This window comes from Natrialba hulunbeirensis JCM 10989, from assembly GCF_000337575.1.
Lineage (GTDB): Archaea > Halobacteriota > Halobacteria > Halobacteriales > Natrialbaceae > Natrialba > Natrialba hulunbeirensis.
The window spans coordinates 38,587-57,578 of sequence record NZ_AOIM01000031.1 but is presented as its reverse complement, the minus strand read 5'-3'; the positions used below and the strand labels follow the sequence as shown (position 1 = coordinate 57,578).

Sequence of the window (18,992 nt, the reverse complement as noted above, 5' to 3'; positions counted from 1 at the left end):
AGACTGCAGACTGTAGTCTCTGGTCTCGTTCCCCGGAACCCGTCACGCCTACCGGTCTGCTGTGACGGGTTGCCGGCGCGACCGCAGACTGCTCGCGGTTGCGCCAACAGCGACTACACCGGACCGTCTCAGTCGTCGATCTCGATCGCCGGCCGTCCCGGCTCGGCGTTCTTCAGCACACTCTCGTCGACCTCGTCTGCGTGGACGACCGAGACCGGCGCCTCGAACTCGCGCTCGAGGAGCCACGCGGCGGACTCGAGTACCTCGTGTTCCTCGTCGGGACCGAGCGTCATCGACAGCGCTTCGCGTTCGGCTTGCAGGTCCTGACCGTAGTCCTGTCTCTTATACACATCNGGTGCGTCGCTTTCGATGGCGATCTCGAGTGCATCGTACTTCCAGTCGGGTGCGACGACGACGTCGATCGCCTGCGGGTCCTTGATGCCGGCGACGTCGATGATGTCGCGGACGTCCTCGCGGGTGTTTTCGACGAGCTGGCGGCGCTTCGTGACGTACTCGCGATCGACGGTCGCGGTCGGCCACGGTGCGTCGACGACGAACGCGCCCTCGTCCTCGTCCTCGTCGGTGCCGAGTTCGGCGTACAGCTCCTCTGCCAGATGCGGTGCGACGGGCGCGAGCAGGCGCACGACCGCAGAGAGGCCACGCTCGTAGGTTTCTGTGTGGGGTTCGGTGTACGCCGCATACTGGCGCAGCGTGCGAACGAGGTCCTGGGTCTCGCGGAGTGCACGGTTGAACGTCAGGTCGTCGTACTCGCCGCCGGCGATGGCGACCGTCGCGTCGATCTCGTTTGCAACGTAGCGGGCGATGGCGTCATCCTCGCCGTCTGGCCGTTCTGCGGCGAACTCCTCGACCATCTCCTTCAGCCGCGTCAGGAAGGCGTTCGTCGAGCGCACGCCCTCCTCGCTCCAGTCGAAGTCGCGCTCGGGCTGGGCGGCCTGCATCATGAACAGGCGCGCGGTGTCGGCCCCGTACTCCTCGACGATCCGCTGGGGCGAGACCGTGTTCCCTTTCGACTTGGACATCTTCTCGCCCTCCAGCTGGACCATTCCCTGGGCGAGCAGGTTCGTGAACGGCTCGCGGTGTTCTAAGTCCTCGTGGTCTGCGAGGACTTTGGTGAAGAATCGCGAGTACAGCAGGTGCATCACGGCGTGTTCGATACCGCCGACGTACTGGTCGACCGGCATCCAGTCGTTCGCACGCGCCAGGTCGAACGGTGCCTCCTCCAGGTCGGGTGAGACGTACCGCAGGAAGTACCACGAGGAGTCGACGAAGGTGTCCATCGTGTCCGTCTCGCGGGTGGCGTCGCCGCCACAGTCGGGACAGGTCGTCTGCTTCCACTCCTCGGCGGCGTCCAGCGGGTTGCCGGTGGTGTTGATGAACTCGGGCAACTCGACGGGCAGGTTTTCGTCGGGGACGACGACCGAGCCACAGCCGTCGTGACAGTGGACGACCGGAATCGGCGTTCCCCAGTAGCGCTGGCGGGAAATCCCCCAGTCGCGCAGCTGGTACTGTGTGGTGTGCTCGGCGCTCTCGATGTCCTCGGTCAGGCGCTCGCGGGCTGTTTCGCTGTCCAGTCCGTCGTACTCACCCGAGTTGACCAGCACTCCGTCCTCGGTGAACGCTCCCTCGCTAACGTCCGGAATCTCCGGTTCCTCGCCCTCTTCGCCCTCCTCGGGTTCGGGTGCGATGACGGGGACGATTTCCTCGCCCATCTTCTCGGCGAAGGCGTGGTCGCGCTCGTCGTGACCGGGAACGGCCATCAGCGCGCCCGTTCCGACATCCGAGAGGACGAAGTCCGCGACGTAGACGGGAATCTCCTCGCCCGTCACGGGGTTCGTTGCCGTCAGGTCGGTCGCGACGCCGTTTGGCTCGTCGCCCTCAGGGTCTGCCTCGTGCTCGATGAAGTGGCGGACCTCCTCGTCCTCCTCGGCAGCCTGCTCGCTGATCGGGTGGTCCGGCGCGAGCGCGAAGAACGTCGCACCGTGGATGGTGTCAAGACGGGTCGTAAAGGCGGTAACAGAGCCGTGACCGCCGATTTCGAACTCCACTTCGGAACCGTACTGACGGCCAATCCAGTTGCGTTGCATCTGGCGGACCGAGTTCGGCCACCCCTCGAGATCGTCGATATCCTCCAGCAACTCGTCCGCGTACTCGGTGATCTTCAGGAACCACTGCTCGAGTTCGCGCTGCTCGACGGGGGTGTCACAGCGCCAGCAGAGTTCGGCCTCGCCCTCGACCTGTTCGTCGGCGAGGACGGTTTCACACTCGGGACACCAGTTCACTTCGGCGTCGCGGCGCTCGACGAGGTCTTCCTCGTGGAACCGGGAGAAGAGCCACTGGTTCCACTGGTAGTACTCAGGCGTACAGGTCGCGATTTCCCGATCCCAGTCGTAGCCAAAGCCCATCGCGCGCATCTGATCGCGCATCGTGTCGATGCAGTCGAACGTCCAGTCGCGCGGGTTGGTGTCGCGATCCTTGGCCGCGTTCTCGGCGGGGAGGCCGAAGGCGTCCCAGCCCATCGGGTGGAGGACGTCGTCGCCGCACATCCGTCGGTATCGGGCGTAGGCGTCCGTGATCGTGTAGTTTCGGACGTGGCCCATGTGGAGTTTCCCGGACGGGTACGGATACATCCCGAGGACGTACGTCGGATCGTCGACGTCGTCCGATGTCCGATACGCGTCCGCGTCGTCCCACGCGGCCTGCCAGCGTTGCTCGACTGCTGCGTGGTCGTATCCCGCGTCGCTCATTTGCTTATATAGCTCTGAGAGCGTCGAGGCTGTATAACTTTCCATCACTTGCCGGCGCTCGACGCCGTCTTCGTCCGTTTCCTCGCCCCCTCCGTTCGAATCCGGGCCAGTTCGTGTATTCGAGCGACCATCCGGTCACCCGGTGCGTGTCCGGCGCTACTGACTCGGCCAGCGTGCTCCGACTCGGGCATTGGGATCCACCGAACCGAAAAACAGCCGTTGCGGTGCTGTGTCCGCCGCGGGGTCCTCTCGAGTACTCGATTGTTCGGGTACTCGAGTACTCGTTCACTCGATGTCGATCTGCTTTGACTCCTCGTCAGTCGACTCCTTCGGAAGCCGAACGGTCAACACGCCGTTCTCGTAGCCGGCGTCGACCGCGTCCTCGTCGACCGGATCCGGCAGTCGAATCTGGCGGTTCGCCGACTTTCGCGTCCGCTCGCGTCGGAGGTACCGTCCCTCGACGTATTCTTCCTCTTCGTCTGCACGGGTTGCCTCGAGACGGAGCGTCCCGTCCGAGAGCGTGAGGTCGATATCCTCGACGTCGTAGCCCGGGAGGTCGGCCGTCACCACGTACTCGTCGTGGCGATCGGCGACGTCCACCGGGACGGAGCCGGGTACCTGCAGGCCGCCGCCGGCCATTCCCTCCTCAACCTGCTTGCTGACGCGGTCGAGCATGTCCTCGAGTTCGTCGAACGGGTTTCGTCGCATACCTGTTCATAGGTGTTCGACGGGGATAAATTCTGCCCGCGGATGAACAACAGAACCATCGCCTTCGTTTTCGGGTGCGGTGGCCCGTGCGCCGCTCACTCCGGCAGCGTCACCAGCCCCTCGTCCATCGCATCGAGCAACACATCGCGCGCGTGACCGTCCGGATCGACATCCTCGTAGACCGCCTGCACTTCGCTGTCGGCGAGCAGAAACGTCGTTCGCGCGGCCGCGCCGCCCTCGACCTCGACGCCAAAGGCGTCGGCAACCTGGCCATCCGGATCCGCGAGCAGGTCGAACTCGAGCCCCTCCGCCTCGGCAAACGACTGGTGGGACTCCACGTCGTCGGTCGAGACGCCGTAGACGTCGACGCCGGCCTCGCGGTAGGTCTCTTGCTCGCGCTGGAACTGGGTGGCCTCGGTCGTACAGCCGGGAGTGTCGTCGCGCGGGTAGAAGTAGAGGACCGTCGGCTCGTCGAACGCAGGCGAGACTGCCTCGCCGTCCTGATTCGGTGCGCTCACGTCGGGTGCGTCGTCGCCTGTCTCGAGTGGCATGTCCGGTCGTACTGCGATGGCGCGGAAACGCGTTTCGGTGCGCCTGACTGGTACTGGCCGGTGCCCGATCGCAGCGAAACGAAACTTACGCTTGTGCCCACTCGAGTGCCGTCTCCAGATCGCTGAAGCTCTCTACGCTCGCATCGTCGACGTCGACCCGTGACTTCACCGCCAGGGCCGTGGTTCCCTCGGAGACGAAGCCGATCTTGTCGACGCCGGTGTACGCGCCGTTGGCGGACCACTCCTCGCCCATATACTCCTGCGTTTCTTTGGGGAGGTTCGTTTCGTCGCCGAAGACCGCAAGCGTCGCGTCGATGTCGGCTCGCTTGCCGCGTTCTCGGTAGTGATCACTGGCTGCGTCGAGGTCTTCGTCGGCGAAGCCCTGCCAGCCCTTCATGAACCAGATGCCGACGCGACCGCGCGTTTCGAAGTCCCACTCGTACTCATTCGGGTCCGGGAGGCTGCTCGCTGTTGTCATCACGCTGAGCGAGGAGGTAGTGACATAAAAGAAATCTTGCCAACAGTGCGGGGTCGCTCTCCCGCTACTCGGGTTACTCGACCACGTGCTCGAGATCGTACGAGCCCAGTCGGCGGACCCAGCCGTTTTCGGCGAGTTCCTCTAACTCGGCAATCGCCTCGTTCGTCCGTGCCTCGTAGAGCCCCGCCTCGATATCGACGTGGAAGACGTAATCTCCCAGCCGCTGGCCGCTCGGTCGGGACTCGACGCGAGTCAGGTTGATATCCCGGTCGGCAAACGGCTGGAGGAGTTCGAGTAGCAGGCCGGGATAGTTCGCGTTCGGGTAGACGACCAGCGTCGTCTTGCCGCCGCCTTTCGAACGGTCCTCGGCGGGCGCGACGGCGAAGAATCGCGTCGCGTTGGAGTCCTGATCCTGAATGTCTTCGGCGAGGACTTCGAGTTCGGTGCCGGTGTCGGCGTTGGCGGGATGGCCGATGCCGGCGATGGTTGGATCGTCGCGGGCGAACTCGACGCCCTGGGCCGTGCTCGCGACGGCTTCGAGCGTGGCGTCGGGGTACTCACGCTCGAGGTAGGCGCGACACTGGGCGAGCGCCTGGGAGTGGCTGGCGATCGTTTCGAAGCCCGGCCCCTGCGCGAGGAGTGCGTGCTTGATCGGGGTGACGATCTCGCGGACGACGGCGACGTCGTACTCGGCGAGCGCGTCGAGGCTTTCCGTGACGCTGCCCTCGATACTGTTTTCGATGGGGATCACGCCGCGGTCGTACTCGCCGGTCGCGACGGCGTCGACGATCGAGGTGACGGACTGGCGAAAGTCGATCGCGTCCGCGTCGGCGATCGCCTGAGCCGCCCGGTGAGAGTAGGTCCCTTCGGGGCCGAGAGTTACTGCAGTCATCGCCTTCTGTTTGCCGAGAGACGGTCAAAATACCCGGGGTTCGAACTGACGATTGCCGGTGTCGTATAGTAGCCACTGCAAGTCACTGCATACCTGATCGCACGGCGGCAGCGCGGTTCGGAGCGAATGGAGCGAGCGAGAACTGCGGAAGTGCGATCAGTGTGTAACTAGTTGCAGTTGTTACTATAGCTTGGCTTCTCACCCCAGGGCAGTCATTGTGAAGGATACTCACTCTTCGATCCGTGGAAGTCAACCCCGTTCTCTGCGCCGGTACCACCCAAATCGGCGATAACAGTTATCCGGTATCGAGACAGTCGTCTGCACATCCCGCTTCCACACTCCCTCCGGAGACGACTACAGATGAGACGACCGCAGCTCACACCGGATCGACAGCCGTCGAATCGCACCCGACTACCGATCGTCCGTTCGCTCGGAGGGAGATTCTCGTGATCGACACGACACCGATGCTCGCCGTCTCGAGTGCCGTGTTGCTCGCAGCCGCTGCAATCTTCGGCGGCTACGCACGATCGCTGCCGTCCGGCCCCCACCGCTACGGCTACGCTGCAGCCGTCGCCGCCAGCGCGATGGGGCTCGCGTACCTGCTGATGGCGCTCGCGAGTGGTCTCTTTGGCGCCGAAACCGACGTGCTTCGCTTCGTCGGCTACACGTTCATGTGGATCGCAATCGTCCTCGTCATCTGTGCGATTGCCGGCGTCGGGCGACGGCTGACGCTGCTCTTGTTCGCTGCAGTTCTCGGTCGTGTCTGGATTACCCTCGGAAGCTGGTTCATCGACGGCGCTCTCGCGCTCGTCGCGACCCTCGGGACGTTTGCAGCGCTGGGGCTTGGCCTGTACCTCCTGTTTGGTCCCTTCAGCCGCGCCGCCGAGGCACTCGAGTCCGAGCGGCGACTGCTGTTTACCAAACTCAAGTATCTCATCGTTCTCGGCTGGGTCGGACTGGTTGCAACCGGACTCATGTCCGAAGGAGCCGGTCTCGCCGACGACTTCGTCGGCCAACTCGTCGTGATCTACGTCGAGATGATCTTGATCCTCGGGTTTGGTGGCATCGTCGTCCGAAGCCGCCGAGCGCTCTCACAGACCGCTTCGACGACCAGACTGCTCTCGCTTGGAACCGACCGCGAGTCGGACTACAGTGGGGGAGAGGGCGGTTCGGATGGGCCAGGCAGGCCAACGGACCGAGCGGAACACGCGGATTAGCCCCGCCGGACAGTGTGACCACTCTGGAGCCGTTCACACGAAATCGTCGACAAAAGCGTTATTCTTCGAGGTGGTCGATCCCTTTCTTGGAGACGTTGGCCTCCGTGATCTCGTCAGGCATCCAGTCAGGTTTGTCATCGGGTGCCGTCTCCTCCCAGGCCCAGCCGTCGTAGATATGGACCTTGTCCGTTCCCTTCTCACGCAGTCGAAGCTCGGTTCGATCGGCTTCGTCCTCACTCGAGCCAGGGTCGAGTCGCCGGGCTGCCTTGAGGGCGGCCTGGCGTGGTGTGTTCCCAGAGAACACACTTTCTTCTTCACCGTTCGACGACCGCAGCGCAAAGTTTCGCTTACCGTCTTCTCGTACCATGGTTTTGCTCCGTGCGAAACCAGCACACGGTCCGACATAAATATATCCCCGAAAATCGACCGACTGCGCCGGTATCTTTAAGTGCGTACGTCAGCGACGTTTCCGCACTATCGGCCGCTATCGTCCGTTCCCTCACTCGATTGGGTGCCCAATCGGTGTGTGAGACGGTCATTCGCCGAGGCGTCGAAAACACTTAAGTATATCCTACGGCGAAGTTCGTCATAGAATCCCGCGATGGTACGGAAAAAGAAGCTGAGTCCAAGCGGTGCGAAAGACGAAGACGGCAACTATCACAACGTCCACCTCAATCTCCACGAGGACGAACTCGCAGTCGCGGGGATGGATATCGGCGACGAAGTCTTCGTCCGAGTCCGGGACGGAAAAATCATCATCCAGAAGGCCGACGAGGACGACGTCGAACACGAGTTCTAGCTGTCCGGTCACCACCGTCTGTCGTATCGATTCTGACTATCTCACGCACGCATCGCCGTTCACCGCGTCGTCGCTGACCGGTTATCGCTGAACGTTCCGATGCGCGCCACCCATGTTCCGTGAGCGGCCGCGCTGTGCTGTGGCCACCGTAGCCGGACTCCGGTAACTACGTTTCTGACCCGCTGTATGGGCTGCTCTCTTCGCTCTCACTACGCCCGTTCGGCCAGACTTCGATTCCACAACGTCCGTTGTTGTAAACATATGTATTCCAGTGACTGTCGCTCCTTTCACACAATACTTGTATCGTATTGTGGTCGACTATTTCCGTGGGTAACAACCACGTGAGCGAGAATGTCACATAATGCAGACAACGAGACTGACCCGCAGCGTACCGCTGACGAGCCAACCGACGAAGACGACCGTTCTCACCAGTCGACCGACGGTCACTCACGGCCTGTACCTGGATCCGACCTAGCCGCCACAGAAACGGCCTCCCCAGATGCAGCCTCTCCAGACACACCGACAGGCACACCAACAGACACCTTCGAGACCGACTCTCGCATCGACCGACGGACGTTCCTCTCCCTCTCTGCTGCAACCGGTGCCGCCCTCGCACTCCCCGGGAGCGCTACCGCCGACGTGAGCGACGACGTCCTCAGCGACGAACTCGAGTACGTCATCAATCACACGCCCGAGGAGTACGAGGCTGCGACCAGCATCGTCTTCACCGACCAGGACACCTTCAACGCGTTCGCAGACGAGTACGAGGAGGACCCAGATCCGGAACTCTCGCGCGCACCGAAGGCTGTCACCCGCGAGTCGCCGACGCTATCCGCACACGCACACCTCACGGCGTCGGAGGTCGAGGACGTGCTCGCGCTGGGTGATGGCGACGACGGTGATGGTATCGACGCAATGAACTTCGCACCCGGTGCCAACCCCTGGTGGACACTCGAGGCACCCTACGCGGACGGCGTCTTCCCACCGATCGAGGAGGCGCGCGAGTACATCGCCTACGAGGAGACGGTCCAGGCACTCGAGTACATCGAGGACACGCACTCGGACCGCGTTCGCGTGCAGTCGATCGGCGAGTCACCTGGGTGGGCGAACCTGTACACTGGCGAGGACGCCGACCCGCGGGATATCTACGTGGCTGAGGTGACGAACGACGTGCAGGACGATTCCTCGTTCGCCGCGAAGGAGAAGGTCGTCTATTCGCTCAACATCCACGGCGACGAGCGGGCGGGAACGGAGGCCGGCTGTCGGCTGATCGAAGAAATCGCACGCGGCGAGGCGGACGATTTCGAGTACCTGCTCGACGATATCGTCTTGCTGTTCCTGTTCACGAACCCGGACGGCTGGGTTTCGCGCAAGCCCCAGACCGAGATTCCGTGGGTTGCCGACCACAACACCAACTTCCAGCGCGGCAACGCGAGCACGTTCGAGGGGCAGCCGGTCGACACCAATCGCCAGTATCCGACGATGGGCTGGACGAATCCGAGCTTCCGGCCGGCGGAGCCGGAGGGTGCGCCTGAGGAGTTCCACGACCTCGTGCCTGATTCGCTCGCCATCGTCGAGCACTTCCGCGAGTACGACAACGTGGCGTTCCTCTGTGACTACCACGGGATGTACACCGCGGATCACATGGTGTTCAACCTCGAGACGAACGCGCCGTTCGACCACGACGGCACGCACGATTTAGACGAGGTTAACATCCAGATCGGCGAAGGGATGCAGGAGTTCTGGGGCGATATCGACGCGATCGCGGACGACATCGCCACGGCCGGCGAGGAGATGTACGGCTCACCGTTCGTGCCGGACGGCGACAGCTACAACGGCCTGTTCGACTGGGGAACGATCTACGACTCGCTGTCCTACCAGATCACCGGCGGCTTCCTCGGCTGGGCCGGCCAGCCCGAGGAGTTCGGCGGGCTCGGTGCGATCACCGTTGCACCGGAGATCATCCTCTCGAACCACTACACCGCCGCACAGAAGGAGTGGAAGCCCTACTGGACACGCCACTACGAGGAGGCCTACCGGATCTCGATGCGCGAGTATGCCGCGATGACGGCTCGCGAGACGCACGCGACCGTCGAAACCGGTGGCCAGGACACTGCGTACGTCACGACGGACGAACTGACGCGAACCTCGGCGGATCTGCCACACACCGACGACCAGCCCGGACGAGGTGGTCCTGGTCGTGGCGGCCCCGGACGGGGCCGCGGGCAGGGACAGGACCGCGCAACGTCGGTCCAGCGCAGCCACGAGGTCGTCCAGCCGGGTCCCGGCACCCAGTCCCAACTCAGCGCCGAGACGACCGCGGACTCCCACTCGCTGTTCGTCGACCTCGAGGGCGTCGGCAACGCGACCGAGGGGACCGTTCGCGTCCGAAACCCCGACGGCACCGTCGTCCACGAAATCGACATCGACGCGAAGGCTGACCCACGAAATCAGGCCGCGCGAACGCACGACTTTGAGGAGGTCTTCGTGCGCCGGCCCGAGGCCGGCCAGTGGACCATCGAGGCGGAGAGCGACGCCGAACTCAACGTCCTCACGACGGTCGTCGACGTGGCGGACGACGAGGAGATCCCGGACCCAGTGGAGGTACTCGGCTACGAACAGCGCGAGTACTCGGTCAACCCGATGGAGTTCTTCGCGGATCTCGACGACGACGTCGTCGACGGCAACATGGACGGCATGAGCGTCCACCACGTCAGCGTCGGCCGACTCCTCCGCGGGAACTCCGGCATGCGCCATTACGACAAGGTCGTCGTCTCCCACGACGACGGTATCGACGACCCCGACTACGTCGGTGCACTCGAGGACTTCGTCGAGGCTGGCGGCGACCTCGTCCTCACGGACTCGGGTGTCAACCTGCTCGCGGTACTCGAGACCGGTGCGGCCACAGCCATCACGGACGACAATATCGCGAACATCCTCGTGCCGTTCGCCAACCTCGAGGATCGGGACTTCGAGCACCCGCTGCTGGCCGGCATCAGAACCCGCCAGCAGGAGATCTGGAAGGGGTCACAGCTCGGCTACACGACCGGTGTCGACCAGCCCGCGACCATCGTCGATGCGGACGCCTTCGAGGCGGCTGGCGGTTCCGTCGCCGGGTCGTTCACCACGGCCGCACTGCAAGACGGCGAATCGACCCAACTCGAGTCGGGTGTCGCTGCGGGGCTGCTTCCCGCAGCCGGAAACGGAGATGCTGGCGAAATCGCCGTCGTCGGCTCGGTGCTCCCGCCGGCCCAGCAGACCGAACTCCATCCGTTCGGGATGGCGGACTACGCGGTGTCGTTCATGGGTCACACCCTGCTGTGTAACGCACTCGGCTTCGAGCAGCGCCGCTACGCTGACGGAGAACTGGTGCGAACGTACGGCGAGGTCAGGTAGCCACCACGAAAAGAGAGCCGCGACTACTGTAGCGCCGCCAGCTCGAACTCGAACGCCGCAACCGGCACCTCGAGGTCGTGTTCGACGAGCACCTTCGGGTGGACTTCGCCGATGACGCCGACCTCCTCACCGTCGATGACGACGGCAGCCGTCCGACCAGAGATAAAGGTCGGGTGCTCGGTCGGCGGCGTCTCGAGTTCCACGTCGAACCGTCGTGCCAGCGCCTGCAGGCGCGCCTTGGCGTCCTCGTAGCCAGCGTCGTGGTTCGCGAGCACGGCACCGACGTGGCGCTGCTCGGTGACGCCGGTGTTCTCGGACTTATCGACGGCGGCGGTGAAGCCGATCTCTGCGAGGTGCTGTGGGTACGCGCGGTGGGTGTTGCGCTCTAAGACCATCAGAAGCGACGGCATGACCCACGTCCGCAACATTGTGAAGTCCTCGCTGTAGGGTTCCTTGATCGTCGCGGCCTCGCCAGCGCCGTAGGCGTCCGCGTTGGGAGACACGCCGAGGCGCTCGTAGTTCTCCGCCTCGCTGATCATGTGGAAGTTGAGCAGGTCCTCGAAGCCGAGGCCAACGAGTTGCGTTCGCGCGGCGTCCTCGAGTCGGGAGCGCTCGTGGCGGCCACCGACGGTGCCCACGTCGGGGTATTCCGGCTCGAGTTCGTTGAAGCCGTAAGCGCGCCCGAGGTCGTCGATGACGTCGAGCGGGTGGAGGACGTCGACGCGGTAGGGTGGGATGGTGAACTCGTAGACGAGTTCGTCGGCGTCTTCGCTGTCTTCTTTTGTGGCTTCGAGTCCGGATCGTTCTGCCAGGTCGACCACTTCGTTAGGATCGAGGTTAATTCCCAGAATCGTCTCGATGCGCTTGTGCGGGACGGATTTCGTTTTCGTCGAGAGATCCGGACGAACGAGTTCATGATCAGGATACTGGACCGTCACATCCTCGATCGTCGCCCCGCGGGCCGCGAGCGCGTAGCAGACGATGTTGAGCATCTTGTCGATCGTCCACTGGTCGGTGCCGGTCATCTCGACGAACAGGTCTCGGGACTCCGTCGACACTTCGGTCCGGCGGCCGTTGATGACGGGCGGGAACGAGAACAGGCCGATGTCGTCGTAAATCGCTGGGTAGCGTTCGTACTCGCTGACGAGATCCGCGTAGGTGCGGCCCGTGTCGTGCTCCTCCAGGACTTCGGCGGGCGTCAGTTCGGCGTCCGAATCGAGCGGGACGAAGCGGTCCTCGTCGGGTTCGACGCCGACGTACTCAATGGTTGGGGTATCGGTGTCGGTAGCCGACGCGCCTTTCAGCATGGTCAGGTCGTGAATCCCGATCGCACCCTTCGCGCGCTTTCGCCCCATCGTCGCGTGGAGTTTCTCCTGCAACTGGATGAGCGAGTCCAGTCCATCCTCGTCCAGACTCACGTCGCGGATCACCGCGCCAGTCACGTACGGGCGCTCGTCCGGCACGGAGTCGTCGACTGTGATCGACCACTCCGCCGAGTTCGTCGAGGGAACGTGCACGCCGCGGGCGTCGCCGTACTGGTAGCGAAGCGAGCGCGCTACACCCTCGACCGAAAGGCGGTCGAGGCGATCCGGCGCGAACTCGAGTTCGAACGCGCCGTCCTCGGTGTGGCCCTCGAACTCGAGTCCGAGGCCGAACAGGTCGTCTTTGAGTTCCTCGTCGCCCACGTCGTCGTGGCCGGTCAGGTCGCGCAGTTCGTCGGGGTCGATATCGACCGTTGGCATCAGTAGGTCACCTCCGTCTCGCGCAGCAGTTCCAGGTCACACAGCGTGCCGTGGATGTCTCGGATGTCCTCGAAGCCGTACATCAGCATGAGTAGCCGTTCGAGGGCAAGCCCCCAGGCCATCACGTCGCACTCGACACCAAGTGGCTCTAACATCTCCTCGCGGAAGATGCCGGAGTTGCCGATCTCGACGAGTTCGCCCGTCGTCGGGTGGGTCCCGAACAGTTCGAACGACGGCTCGGTGTAGGGGTTGTAGTGGGGTTTGAACTGGATGTCCTCGATACCGAACTGGGCGTAGAACTCCTCGAAGGTCCCCATCAGGTCACGGACCGAGAGGTCCTCGGCCATCACCCAGCCCTCGATCTGGAAGAACTCCAGCAGGTGCGTTGGATCGAGGGTGTCGTTGCGGTAGACCTTCTCGACGCTGAAGAAGCGCGCTGGCGGTTCGATTTCGCCGATTTCCTCGCCGGAGAGATAGCGCGTCGAGAGTGAGGTCGTGTGGCCGCGAAGCGCGAGTGCGCGGGCGAAGTCCTCGTCCCACGGCGAGTGATAGCCCTCACCGTCCGGGCCGACGCCTTCCTTGTGTGCGCGCTCGACGTCTGCGACGAGGTCCTCGGGGAGGTCGTCGATGTGCGTCGGCTGCTCCAGCGCGAACCGGTCCCAGTGCGTGCGCGCCGGGTGGTCCTGGGGCATGAACAGACAGTCGTTGATCCAGAAGTCCGCGTCGACGTGCGGGCCTTCCATCTCCTGAAAGCCCATGCCGACGAGGACGTCCTTTACGCGGTCGGCCGTCTGGCGCAGGATGTGCACGCGGCCGCCCTCGAACTGCTCTGCGTCCGCTTCGACGTTGTACTCGGCGAACTCAACGTCTTCCCAGTCGCCGCCGGTCAAGAGGTCTGGGGTGACCTGGCCGACCGTCTCGGCCGTCTCGAGTCCCGCCATCAGCTCCGTCACGCCGTCGTCAGTGAGCGTGACCTCGCGGACCGTCGTCTCGCTAATTTCGAGCAACCCACGCCGCTCGAGTTGATCGCGAACTTCGGCGTCGTCGAGTCCGTCGCCTGTAGCGAGGGACTCGAGTGCACTCGCCTCCTCGTCGCTGGTCGGATCGGCGTCTGAGTCCGCGGTGATCTCACCGCTGTCGATCTGTCCGTACCCCTTGCGCGCGTAGTTCGAGAGCGCGATGTCGACGGCGCTGCCCTCGAGTCCGGACGCGCCGATGACCTGTCCCATCGAGACGGGGTCGTCGTCGGCACCGGCCTCGAGTGCGGCCTCGTAGAGGCTTATTTCGGGCAGTTCGCTCTCGGCGTACTCGCGTCCTTCGTCGGTGAGTGTGATCGTTTCGTCGACGCGTTCCGAGACGGTGACGAGCCCCTCCGCTTCGAGTTCGAAGACCGCGCCGGTAACGGTCTCTGGGGGCAGGTCGGTCGCCTCGGCGAGGGCGTCGACGGACGTTGCTTCGTCCGCGCTCGCGGCCTCCAAGACCGCGACCTGTGCTGCTGGTAGTTGCATTCGCTTGTATAGATGGCTGCGTGGTGGTCAGTTAGCGGTTCCGACTCGGACCGATACTGCAGTGGCGCGGTTCGAGGTCGAGGAGCTGGTGATGTCCCTCACGACGCCGAACGGTGCGCCTGCGGCCGGTTTCGCCGCGTCAACCCGGTGTGGGTCCCCGCGGGTCCGCCGACTCCCTCAGTCCGCAAAAACGAACCCGAATCCTGAACACGAGAGCTGTGGCTTTCGCACGACGCTGGCACAGGCGGTGGATTCGGGTGCCATACGCGTTGGATACGATGCGCGATTCAAAAGCGTTGCGGGACGGTGACAGTGATCGCACGCGATGTTCGGCAATCGCTTCTCGTCTTCCATCGCCTTACTCCGCTGATCGGACTCCTCGCCGTCTACGAGTTCGACACCCGCGTCGTCTCCAGCGATCCCGACTCGACCCAGACGAACCCCGACTGCTCGGCCGCCGACTTCGCTCGCGTTACTGCTGCTGGATCGAACGCGTCCGCGAACTCGATGCGCGTCTCCGCCTTCTCGGCTGCCGGGAGTTCCGGGAGGAACTCGTCGTCCTCGAGTAGGCCCCGAACTGACACAGCGCCACCTGCGCCGAGGGCTGCCCCCAGCGCACGATACCGGTCGTCTTCGGTCTCCCACTCGACGTCGCTGCCGAAAGAGTCGTTCGAGACGCGTGCCGTGGTGCTGGTGCCAGAGAGCGAGCCGAAGTCGTCGGTGGCCGTTGCAGTGCTGTCCGCCGTCTCCTCCACTTCCTTCCCCGATGGACGACCGAACCTCTCGAGTGCAGTTCCAGCGCTCGTTTCGGCTCCTTGATTTCGTGCGCTGCCCTCCTTGTCGCTCCCGTCACTTTCGGTACTCCCGCCACTTCCGCCACTTCCGCCACTTCCGTCACTCTGGTCCCTCCCGTCGCTCACCCGCGACACACTCGGCGAGCCGCGGAGTTCGAACTCGCCACTGGCCGCTGTCGTCCCGGTCGCCTTCGCCGACGAATCGCTAGCGGACTGAGTGGACGCCGATGAGGTCGATGACACGTCACCCACCTTGGCACCCTCGTCGTCTCCCTCCGCCTCCTCGACCAGCGACCCGAACTCGTCCAGCGTTGGTTGGACACTGTCTCTGTCCTGGCTTCGGCCGCCGTCTTGGCCACGCTGTTGTCCGCGTCTCTGCCCCTGCCCACGACCCTGCTCCTGTCCCCGCTTCCGCCCCCGTTCTCGTTCGCGACCCTCCGCCCAGTCGGGCCACGGTCCCTCGCCATCGGGAACGGTACTCGAGTCCCCTCCCGATTCGTCGGGCACGTACGCCGCCACCCCGTGCTCGGGCAGCAGTGGCTCGCCATCCACACCGATGTCGATCCGCTCACCGTACCGGTCACGAAGGGACTCGAGTGCACTCGCCTTCACGAGTGCGGCGCGCCAGCGGTCGACGCCGGTCGAGAGAAGGACGAACTGCGCGTCGGTGCCAGCCAGAATCGAGGCGTTGATCGCCTGCAGGATGGCCGGCAGGTTGTCGGTGCCGAGCGGCGTGCTGGGGTACTCAACTGTCGTCTCGCGTTGCCGGCCCCGGTAGTCGGTCGCCTGGAGGTGAAGCCGGTCGGCCGACCGAAGCGCTGCGGTGAGCTGTTCGCAGTGGAACGACCAGCCGATGGCGTCGAAGACGGCGACGAGTTCGCGCTCCAGGGCGTCCTGTGCGTAGCGCGCTGAACAGGTGAGCCCGCGCTCGCTCTCGGTAATTAGCTGGCGGAGCACGGCCGTTCGATTTCGACCGGACTCGAGTTCGGTGGCTAGCGCGCTCGCGAGGTCGTCGTCCTTGTGGTTCTCGTTGACCTCGCTGGCCTCGCTGGTCTCGCCGCCAGCGTGGCGCGACGAGCGGATCTCGGCCGCCGTGACGCCGAACGAGCCGAGCACGTCCGCACACCGCAGTAGGTCGTCTGCAGCGTCATCGGCGTCGGACCCGAAGGGAGGGCGAGAGGCGGGCATCTGTTGGCGGTGTTTTTACGAACGGGCCTATATATCTTCGTCAGACGCCAAAACATAACTTCGCTGTCGGGAGAAACAGATGAATGTCAGTTCGATAGCCGGGTAGTCAGCAGCCTTCGTATCTCGATCTTGAACGCGGTAATGATCGACCGCAACGAGGCCAGTACGCGCTATCGACGCCGCGGCGACTCGAGTTCGATGTCCGCCTGCTCGAGTAGCTCCTCGACTTCGGCGCGTTTCTCCTGATGCTCCGCGAGGAATTCTTTCATCAGCTGGGCGGCCTGCTCCTTGCAGTCACCACAGAGGCGCTCGCCGCCGACACACTCGTCGTAGACGCGCTTTGCAAACTCGTCGTCGTCGCCGGCAAGCAGGTAGGCGTACAGCTCGTAGACCGGACACTCGTCGGCTTTGCCGCCCTTCTCGCGCTGTTCCCCGGCGGTTTCGCGCCCGCCCGTTGTCGCCGACTTGACCTTGTTGTAGCCGTCTTCGGGATCGTCGAGCAGCGAGATGTGCGAGGCCGGCACCGAAGAAGACATCTTGCCGCCCGTCAGGCCGGTCATGAAGCGGTGGTAGATCGACGACGGCGGCTGGAAGCCATACCCGCCGTTGTCGACTTCGATCTCGCGTGCCAGTTCCTCAGCGTCGGCGCGGTCGATCTCGAAGGCGTCGATGTGATTCTCGTAGACGCGCTTCTCGCCTTCGATGGCGTCGATGAGGGCGTCGAAGGCGTCCTCGGTCGCCCGCCGGTCGGAGAAGCGAATACGCGGGCGAAGCGGTTCCATCCCGGCCTCGTTCAGCTTCGTCAGGACGGAATCGAGGACCTCAGCGTCGATTGCGAGTTCGGCGAGCGGCGTCTCCTCCAGCGTCTCGGCGACGTGGACACACCGGAGCTGGTCGTCGTCGAAGTCGGCGGGATCGAGTTCCTCGTGGAACCGGGCGACGAGGTCGCGCTCCTCGTCGTCGAGTTCGAAGCTGGCATAGGCCGTCGAGACCTTGAAGAAGCGCATCCGCTCGGCGAGGTCTCGCGCCAGCCGGACGTGGGGGTCCTGGTCGGGACCGACGGGGATCACGGTCGGCTTGGGCTCCTCGAGTTGCGGGTAGAGGATGTCCGCCATCTGGGTGACGACCGACTGCATGTGCGAGGCATCGGTTTCGCCGTCGAAGCCGTAGATCGCCTGGAACTCGGAGAAGTTGGCTTCTGCGCCGAGATCGAACGCGAGGTCCTGCACGTCGCGGTTGGTCGACTGGCGGTAGAGGTCGCCGTCTTCGGGGTCGAAGCCGAGCGCGAGCAGGGAGAGCAGGTAGCTGCGGGCGTGTTCGTCGATCTCCTCCCAGGACATTCCCCGGGCCGAGTTCGCCTCCAGATCGGCGATCAGCGCGTAGGCGTCTGCACCCTGTTGCTGGTGCCAGATGATCTCGTCGAAGACGAGTTTGTGGCCGATGTGCGGGTCGCCGGTCGGCATGAACCCGGAGAGGACGGCCGCGGGCTCGTCGTTCTGGAGTGCTTCGACGACGGGTCGGTAGTCGCGCTGGCCGAAGATGACGCCCCGGCGCATCAGGTAGTGTGGGTGAGGAACCTCCGGCAGCACGTCGTCGAACTCCTCGATGCCGAACTCCTCGAACAGTTTGCGGTAGTCGGAGACGGTCGAGGAGCCCCAGGGGTCGAGCGCGACGTCATCGACGGCACCGCCGTCTGCTCGAGGGGTCTGCGCCCCCTCGCTGTCTGCGCCTGCTGCGCCACCATCGGTTCGAAGGCCTGCGCGTTTGTCTTTGCCTTCGCCTTCGTCCTCGAGATCGGAATCGGAATCGACATCGAACTCCGGTCCCCGCTCCTCGCGTGGGTCGTCTCCGGTCATTATCACCGTTTTGGCGCGCCGGCGCGCAAAAGCCTTCGCTTCTGCTCCACCCTGTCCGCCGAGTAGCGTCTGTTCGGCTGCCAGTATCTTCATGTGACCGCGTCGACAACGCCAACCGATGGCAGACGACGTCTCAGCCGTCTCGACGAGCGAAACCTGCACCGAAGTCATCTCCCGCATCGGCGATGCAGTGATCACCGACCGCGAGTTCCTCGAGCAAGTGCTCACAGCGTCCCTCGCACGCGGCCACGTCCTTCTGGAGGACGTTCCCGGCACCGGCAAGACGCTCACCGCGCTCGCGTTCGCGCAGGCACTGGGACTCGAGTTCTCCCGCATTCAGTTCACCCCTGACCTGCTGCCGAACGATATCACCGGCTCGCACGTCTTCAACGAACAGCGCGGCGAGTTCGAGTTCACGAAGGGACCGGTGTTCGCGAACGTCGTCCTCGCGGACGAGATCAACCGCGCGCCGCCGAAGACCCAGGCTGCGCTGCTCGAGGCGATGGACGAGGGCCAGGTTACCGTCGACGGCGAAACCCGCGACCTGCCGGACCCGTTCCTCGTCATCGCGACGCAGAACCCGGTCGAGCAGGAGGGGACCTTCGAACTGCCGGAGGCCCAGCGCGACCGCTTCATGATCAAGACCTCGATCGGGTATCCAGATCGGGACGGGGAACTCGAGTTGATCGAGCGCCGGAGCGCTCGCGAGACGAAGATGCCGACGATCGAGCCGGTGCTCGATACGGCTGGTGTTACGCGCTTACAGCAGGTTCCAGAACGGATTTCGATGGGCGAGGCGGTGCGTGGCTACCTCGTCGATCTGGCGCGAGAAACGAGACGGGACGACCGGGTGAAGATCGGGATTTCGCCGCGCGGGATTCAGCGGTACTTCGAGGCGGCCCGCGCGAGAGCGGCGATTTCGGGCCGCGAGTACGTCGCACCGGACGACGTCAAGCGGATCGCGGAGCCGGTGATGCAACATCGGCTCGTGCTGACGACGGATGCACAGATCGAGGGTGTCGACGGGGCGACGGTGGTACAGAGCGTGCTCGATCGCGTCGAGGTGCCGGCGGTCGAGCCGTAGCCGGGTGGTGTTTC

General features: G+C 64.2%; 15 protein-coding genes. 4 read left to right on the top strand and 11 right to left on the bottom strand.

The annotated features are described in order from the left end of the window. Nucleotides 1-128: 128 nt before the first annotated feature. From leuS to pheA, 6 genes are all read right to left on the bottom strand, one after another. Nucleotides 129-2,765: a leucine--tRNA ligase gene (leuS, locus tag C483_RS09710; protein ID WP_006653181.1), complete on the bottom strand. Its 2,637-nt coding sequence runs from the start codon at nucleotides 2,763-2,765 to the stop codon at nucleotides 129-131. A 44-nt stretch (nucleotides 2,766-2,809) separates the two neighbouring features. Further along, the gene (locus C483_RS20240) at nucleotides 2,810-2,956 is read right to left on the bottom strand and encodes a hypothetical protein (RefSeq protein WP_160166257.1); all 147 of its coding nucleotides are present in this window, start codon (nucleotides 2,954-2,956) and stop codon (nucleotides 2,810-2,812) included. A 94-nt stretch (nucleotides 2,957-3,050) separates the two neighbouring features. Next, entirely contained in the window at nucleotides 3,051-3,473 is a 423-nt protein-coding gene (locus C483_RS09705) for an Hsp20/alpha crystallin family protein (protein WP_006653180.1), read from the bottom strand. A 95-nt stretch (nucleotides 3,474-3,568) separates the two neighbouring features. Further along, a complete protein-coding gene (locus tag C483_RS09700) occupies nucleotides 3,569-4,024 on the bottom strand; it encodes a peroxiredoxin (RefSeq protein WP_006653179.1) in 456 nt (151 codons plus the stop codon). An 85-nt stretch (nucleotides 4,025-4,109) separates the two neighbouring features. Further along, the gene (locus C483_RS09695; RefSeq protein WP_006653178.1) at nucleotides 4,110-4,502 is read right to left on the bottom strand and encodes a hypothetical protein; all 393 of its coding nucleotides are present in this window, start codon (nucleotides 4,500-4,502) and stop codon (nucleotides 4,110-4,112) included. A 73-nt stretch (nucleotides 4,503-4,575) separates the two neighbouring features. Then, the gene (gene pheA, locus C483_RS09690; RefSeq protein WP_006653177.1) at nucleotides 4,576-5,394 is read right to left on the bottom strand and encodes a prephenate dehydratase; all 819 of its coding nucleotides are present in this window, start codon (nucleotides 5,392-5,394) and stop codon (nucleotides 4,576-4,578) included. A 446-nt stretch (nucleotides 5,395-5,840) separates the two neighbouring features. Here pheA and C483_RS09685 point away from each other — a divergent pair, with 446 nt between their 5' ends. Next, nucleotides 5,841-6,611 carry a bacteriorhodopsin gene (locus tag C483_RS09685; RefSeq protein ID WP_241431501.1) on the top strand — a complete coding sequence of 257 codons (771 nt, stop codon included), beginning with the start codon at nucleotides 5,841-5,843 and terminating at the stop codon, nucleotides 6,609-6,611. A gap of 58 nt (nucleotides 6,612-6,669) precedes the next feature. On the opposite strand, the gene C483_RS09680 is transcribed toward C483_RS09685, so the two are convergent. Beyond that, nucleotides 6,670-6,978 (bottom strand): non-histone chromosomal MC1 family protein, encoded by a 309-nt coding sequence (locus C483_RS09680; RefSeq protein WP_006653175.1) that lies wholly within the window; start codon nucleotides 6,976-6,978, stop codon nucleotides 6,670-6,672. A gap of 234 nt (nucleotides 6,979-7,212) precedes the next feature. Here C483_RS09680 and C483_RS09675 point away from each other — a divergent pair, with 234 nt between their 5' ends. Next, nucleotides 7,213-7,410 carry a hypothetical protein gene (locus C483_RS09675; RefSeq protein WP_004215684.1) on the top strand — a complete coding sequence of 66 codons (198 nt, stop codon included), beginning with the start codon at nucleotides 7,213-7,215 and terminating at the stop codon, nucleotides 7,408-7,410. Between the two features lie 351 nt (nucleotides 7,411-7,761). Further along, entirely contained in the window at nucleotides 7,762-10,806 is a 3,045-nt protein-coding gene (locus C483_RS09670) for a M14 family metallopeptidase (protein ID WP_006653174.1), read from the top strand. Nucleotides 10,807-10,829: 23 nt separating this feature from the next. Here the strand turns inward: C483_RS09670 and pheT are convergent, their stop codons facing one another. From pheT to C483_RS09650, 4 genes are all read right to left on the bottom strand, one after another. Then, the gene (pheT, locus tag C483_RS09665; RefSeq protein WP_006653173.1) at nucleotides 10,830-12,548 is read right to left on the bottom strand and encodes a phenylalanine--tRNA ligase subunit beta; all 1,719 of its coding nucleotides are present in this window, start codon (nucleotides 12,546-12,548) and stop codon (nucleotides 10,830-10,832) included. Then, nucleotides 12,548-14,056, bottom strand: a complete 1,509-nt coding sequence (pheS, locus tag C483_RS09660) for a phenylalanine--tRNA ligase subunit alpha (RefSeq protein ID WP_006653172.1) — start codon at nucleotides 14,054-14,056, stop codon at nucleotides 12,548-12,550. Before pheS ends, pheT begins: the two co-directional genes overlap by 1 nt. Before the next feature lie 386 nt (nucleotides 14,057-14,442). Continuing rightward, nucleotides 14,443-16,038, bottom strand: a complete 1,596-nt coding sequence (locus tag C483_RS09655; protein ID WP_006653171.1) for a hypothetical protein — start codon at nucleotides 16,036-16,038, stop codon at nucleotides 14,443-14,445. Between the two features lie 170 nt (nucleotides 16,039-16,208). Further along, a complete protein-coding gene (locus C483_RS09650; protein WP_006653170.1) occupies nucleotides 16,209-17,894 on the bottom strand; it encodes a tryptophan--tRNA ligase in 1,686 nt (561 codons plus the stop codon). 118 nt (nucleotides 17,895-18,012) lie between these two features. On the opposite strand from C483_RS09650, the gene C483_RS09645 reads away from it, so the two are divergent. Further along, nucleotides 18,013-18,978: an AAA family ATPase gene (locus tag C483_RS09645; protein WP_006653169.1), complete on the top strand. Its 966-nt coding sequence runs from the start codon at nucleotides 18,013-18,015 to the stop codon at nucleotides 18,976-18,978. Nucleotides 18,979-18,992 lie beyond the last annotated feature (14 nt).

Coding starts and splice junctions, on each gene's coding strand:
- C483_RS20240 (WP_160166257.1), bottom strand. CDS start 2,956: ATGCCCGAGTCGGAGCACGCTGGCCGAGTCAGTAGCGCCGGACACGCA.
- C483_RS09705 (WP_006653180.1), bottom strand. CDS start 3,473: ATGCGACGAAACCCGTTCGACGAACTCGAGGACATGCTCGACCGCGTC.
- C483_RS09700 (WP_006653179.1), bottom strand. CDS start 4,024: ATGCCACTCGAGACAGGCGACGACGCACCCGACGTGAGCGCACCGAAT.
- C483_RS09695 (WP_006653178.1), bottom strand. CDS start 4,502: ATGACAACAGCGAGCAGCCTCCCGGACCCGAATGAGTACGAGTGGGAC.
- pheA (WP_006653177.1), bottom strand. CDS start 5,394: ATGACTGCAGTAACTCTCGGCCCCGAAGGGACCTACTCTCACCGGGCG.
- C483_RS09680 (WP_006653175.1), bottom strand. CDS start 6,978: ATGGTACGAGAAGACGGTAAGCGAAACTTTGCGCTGCGGTCGTCGAAC.
- C483_RS09675 (WP_004215684.1), top strand. CDS start 7,213: ATGGTACGGAAAAAGAAGCTGAGTCCAAGCGGTGCGAAAGACGAAGAC.
- C483_RS09670 (WP_006653174.1), top strand. CDS start 7,762: ATGTCACATAATGCAGACAACGAGACTGACCCGCAGCGTACCGCTGAC.
- pheT (WP_006653173.1), bottom strand. CDS start 12,548: ATGCCAACGGTCGATATCGACCCCGACGAACTGCGCGACCTGACCGGC.
- pheS (WP_006653172.1), bottom strand. CDS start 14,056: ATGCAACTACCAGCAGCACAGGTCGCGGTCTTGGAGGCCGCGAGCGCG.
- C483_RS09655 (WP_006653171.1), bottom strand. CDS start 16,038: ATGCCCGCCTCTCGCCCTCCCTTCGGGTCCGACGCCGATGACGCTGCA.
- C483_RS09650 (WP_006653170.1), bottom strand. CDS start 17,894: ATGACCGGAGACGACCCACGCGAGGAGCGGGGACCGGAGTTCGATGTC.
- C483_RS09645 (WP_006653169.1), top strand. CDS start 18,013: ATGGCAGACGACGTCTCAGCCGTCTCGACGAGCGAAACCTGCACCGAA.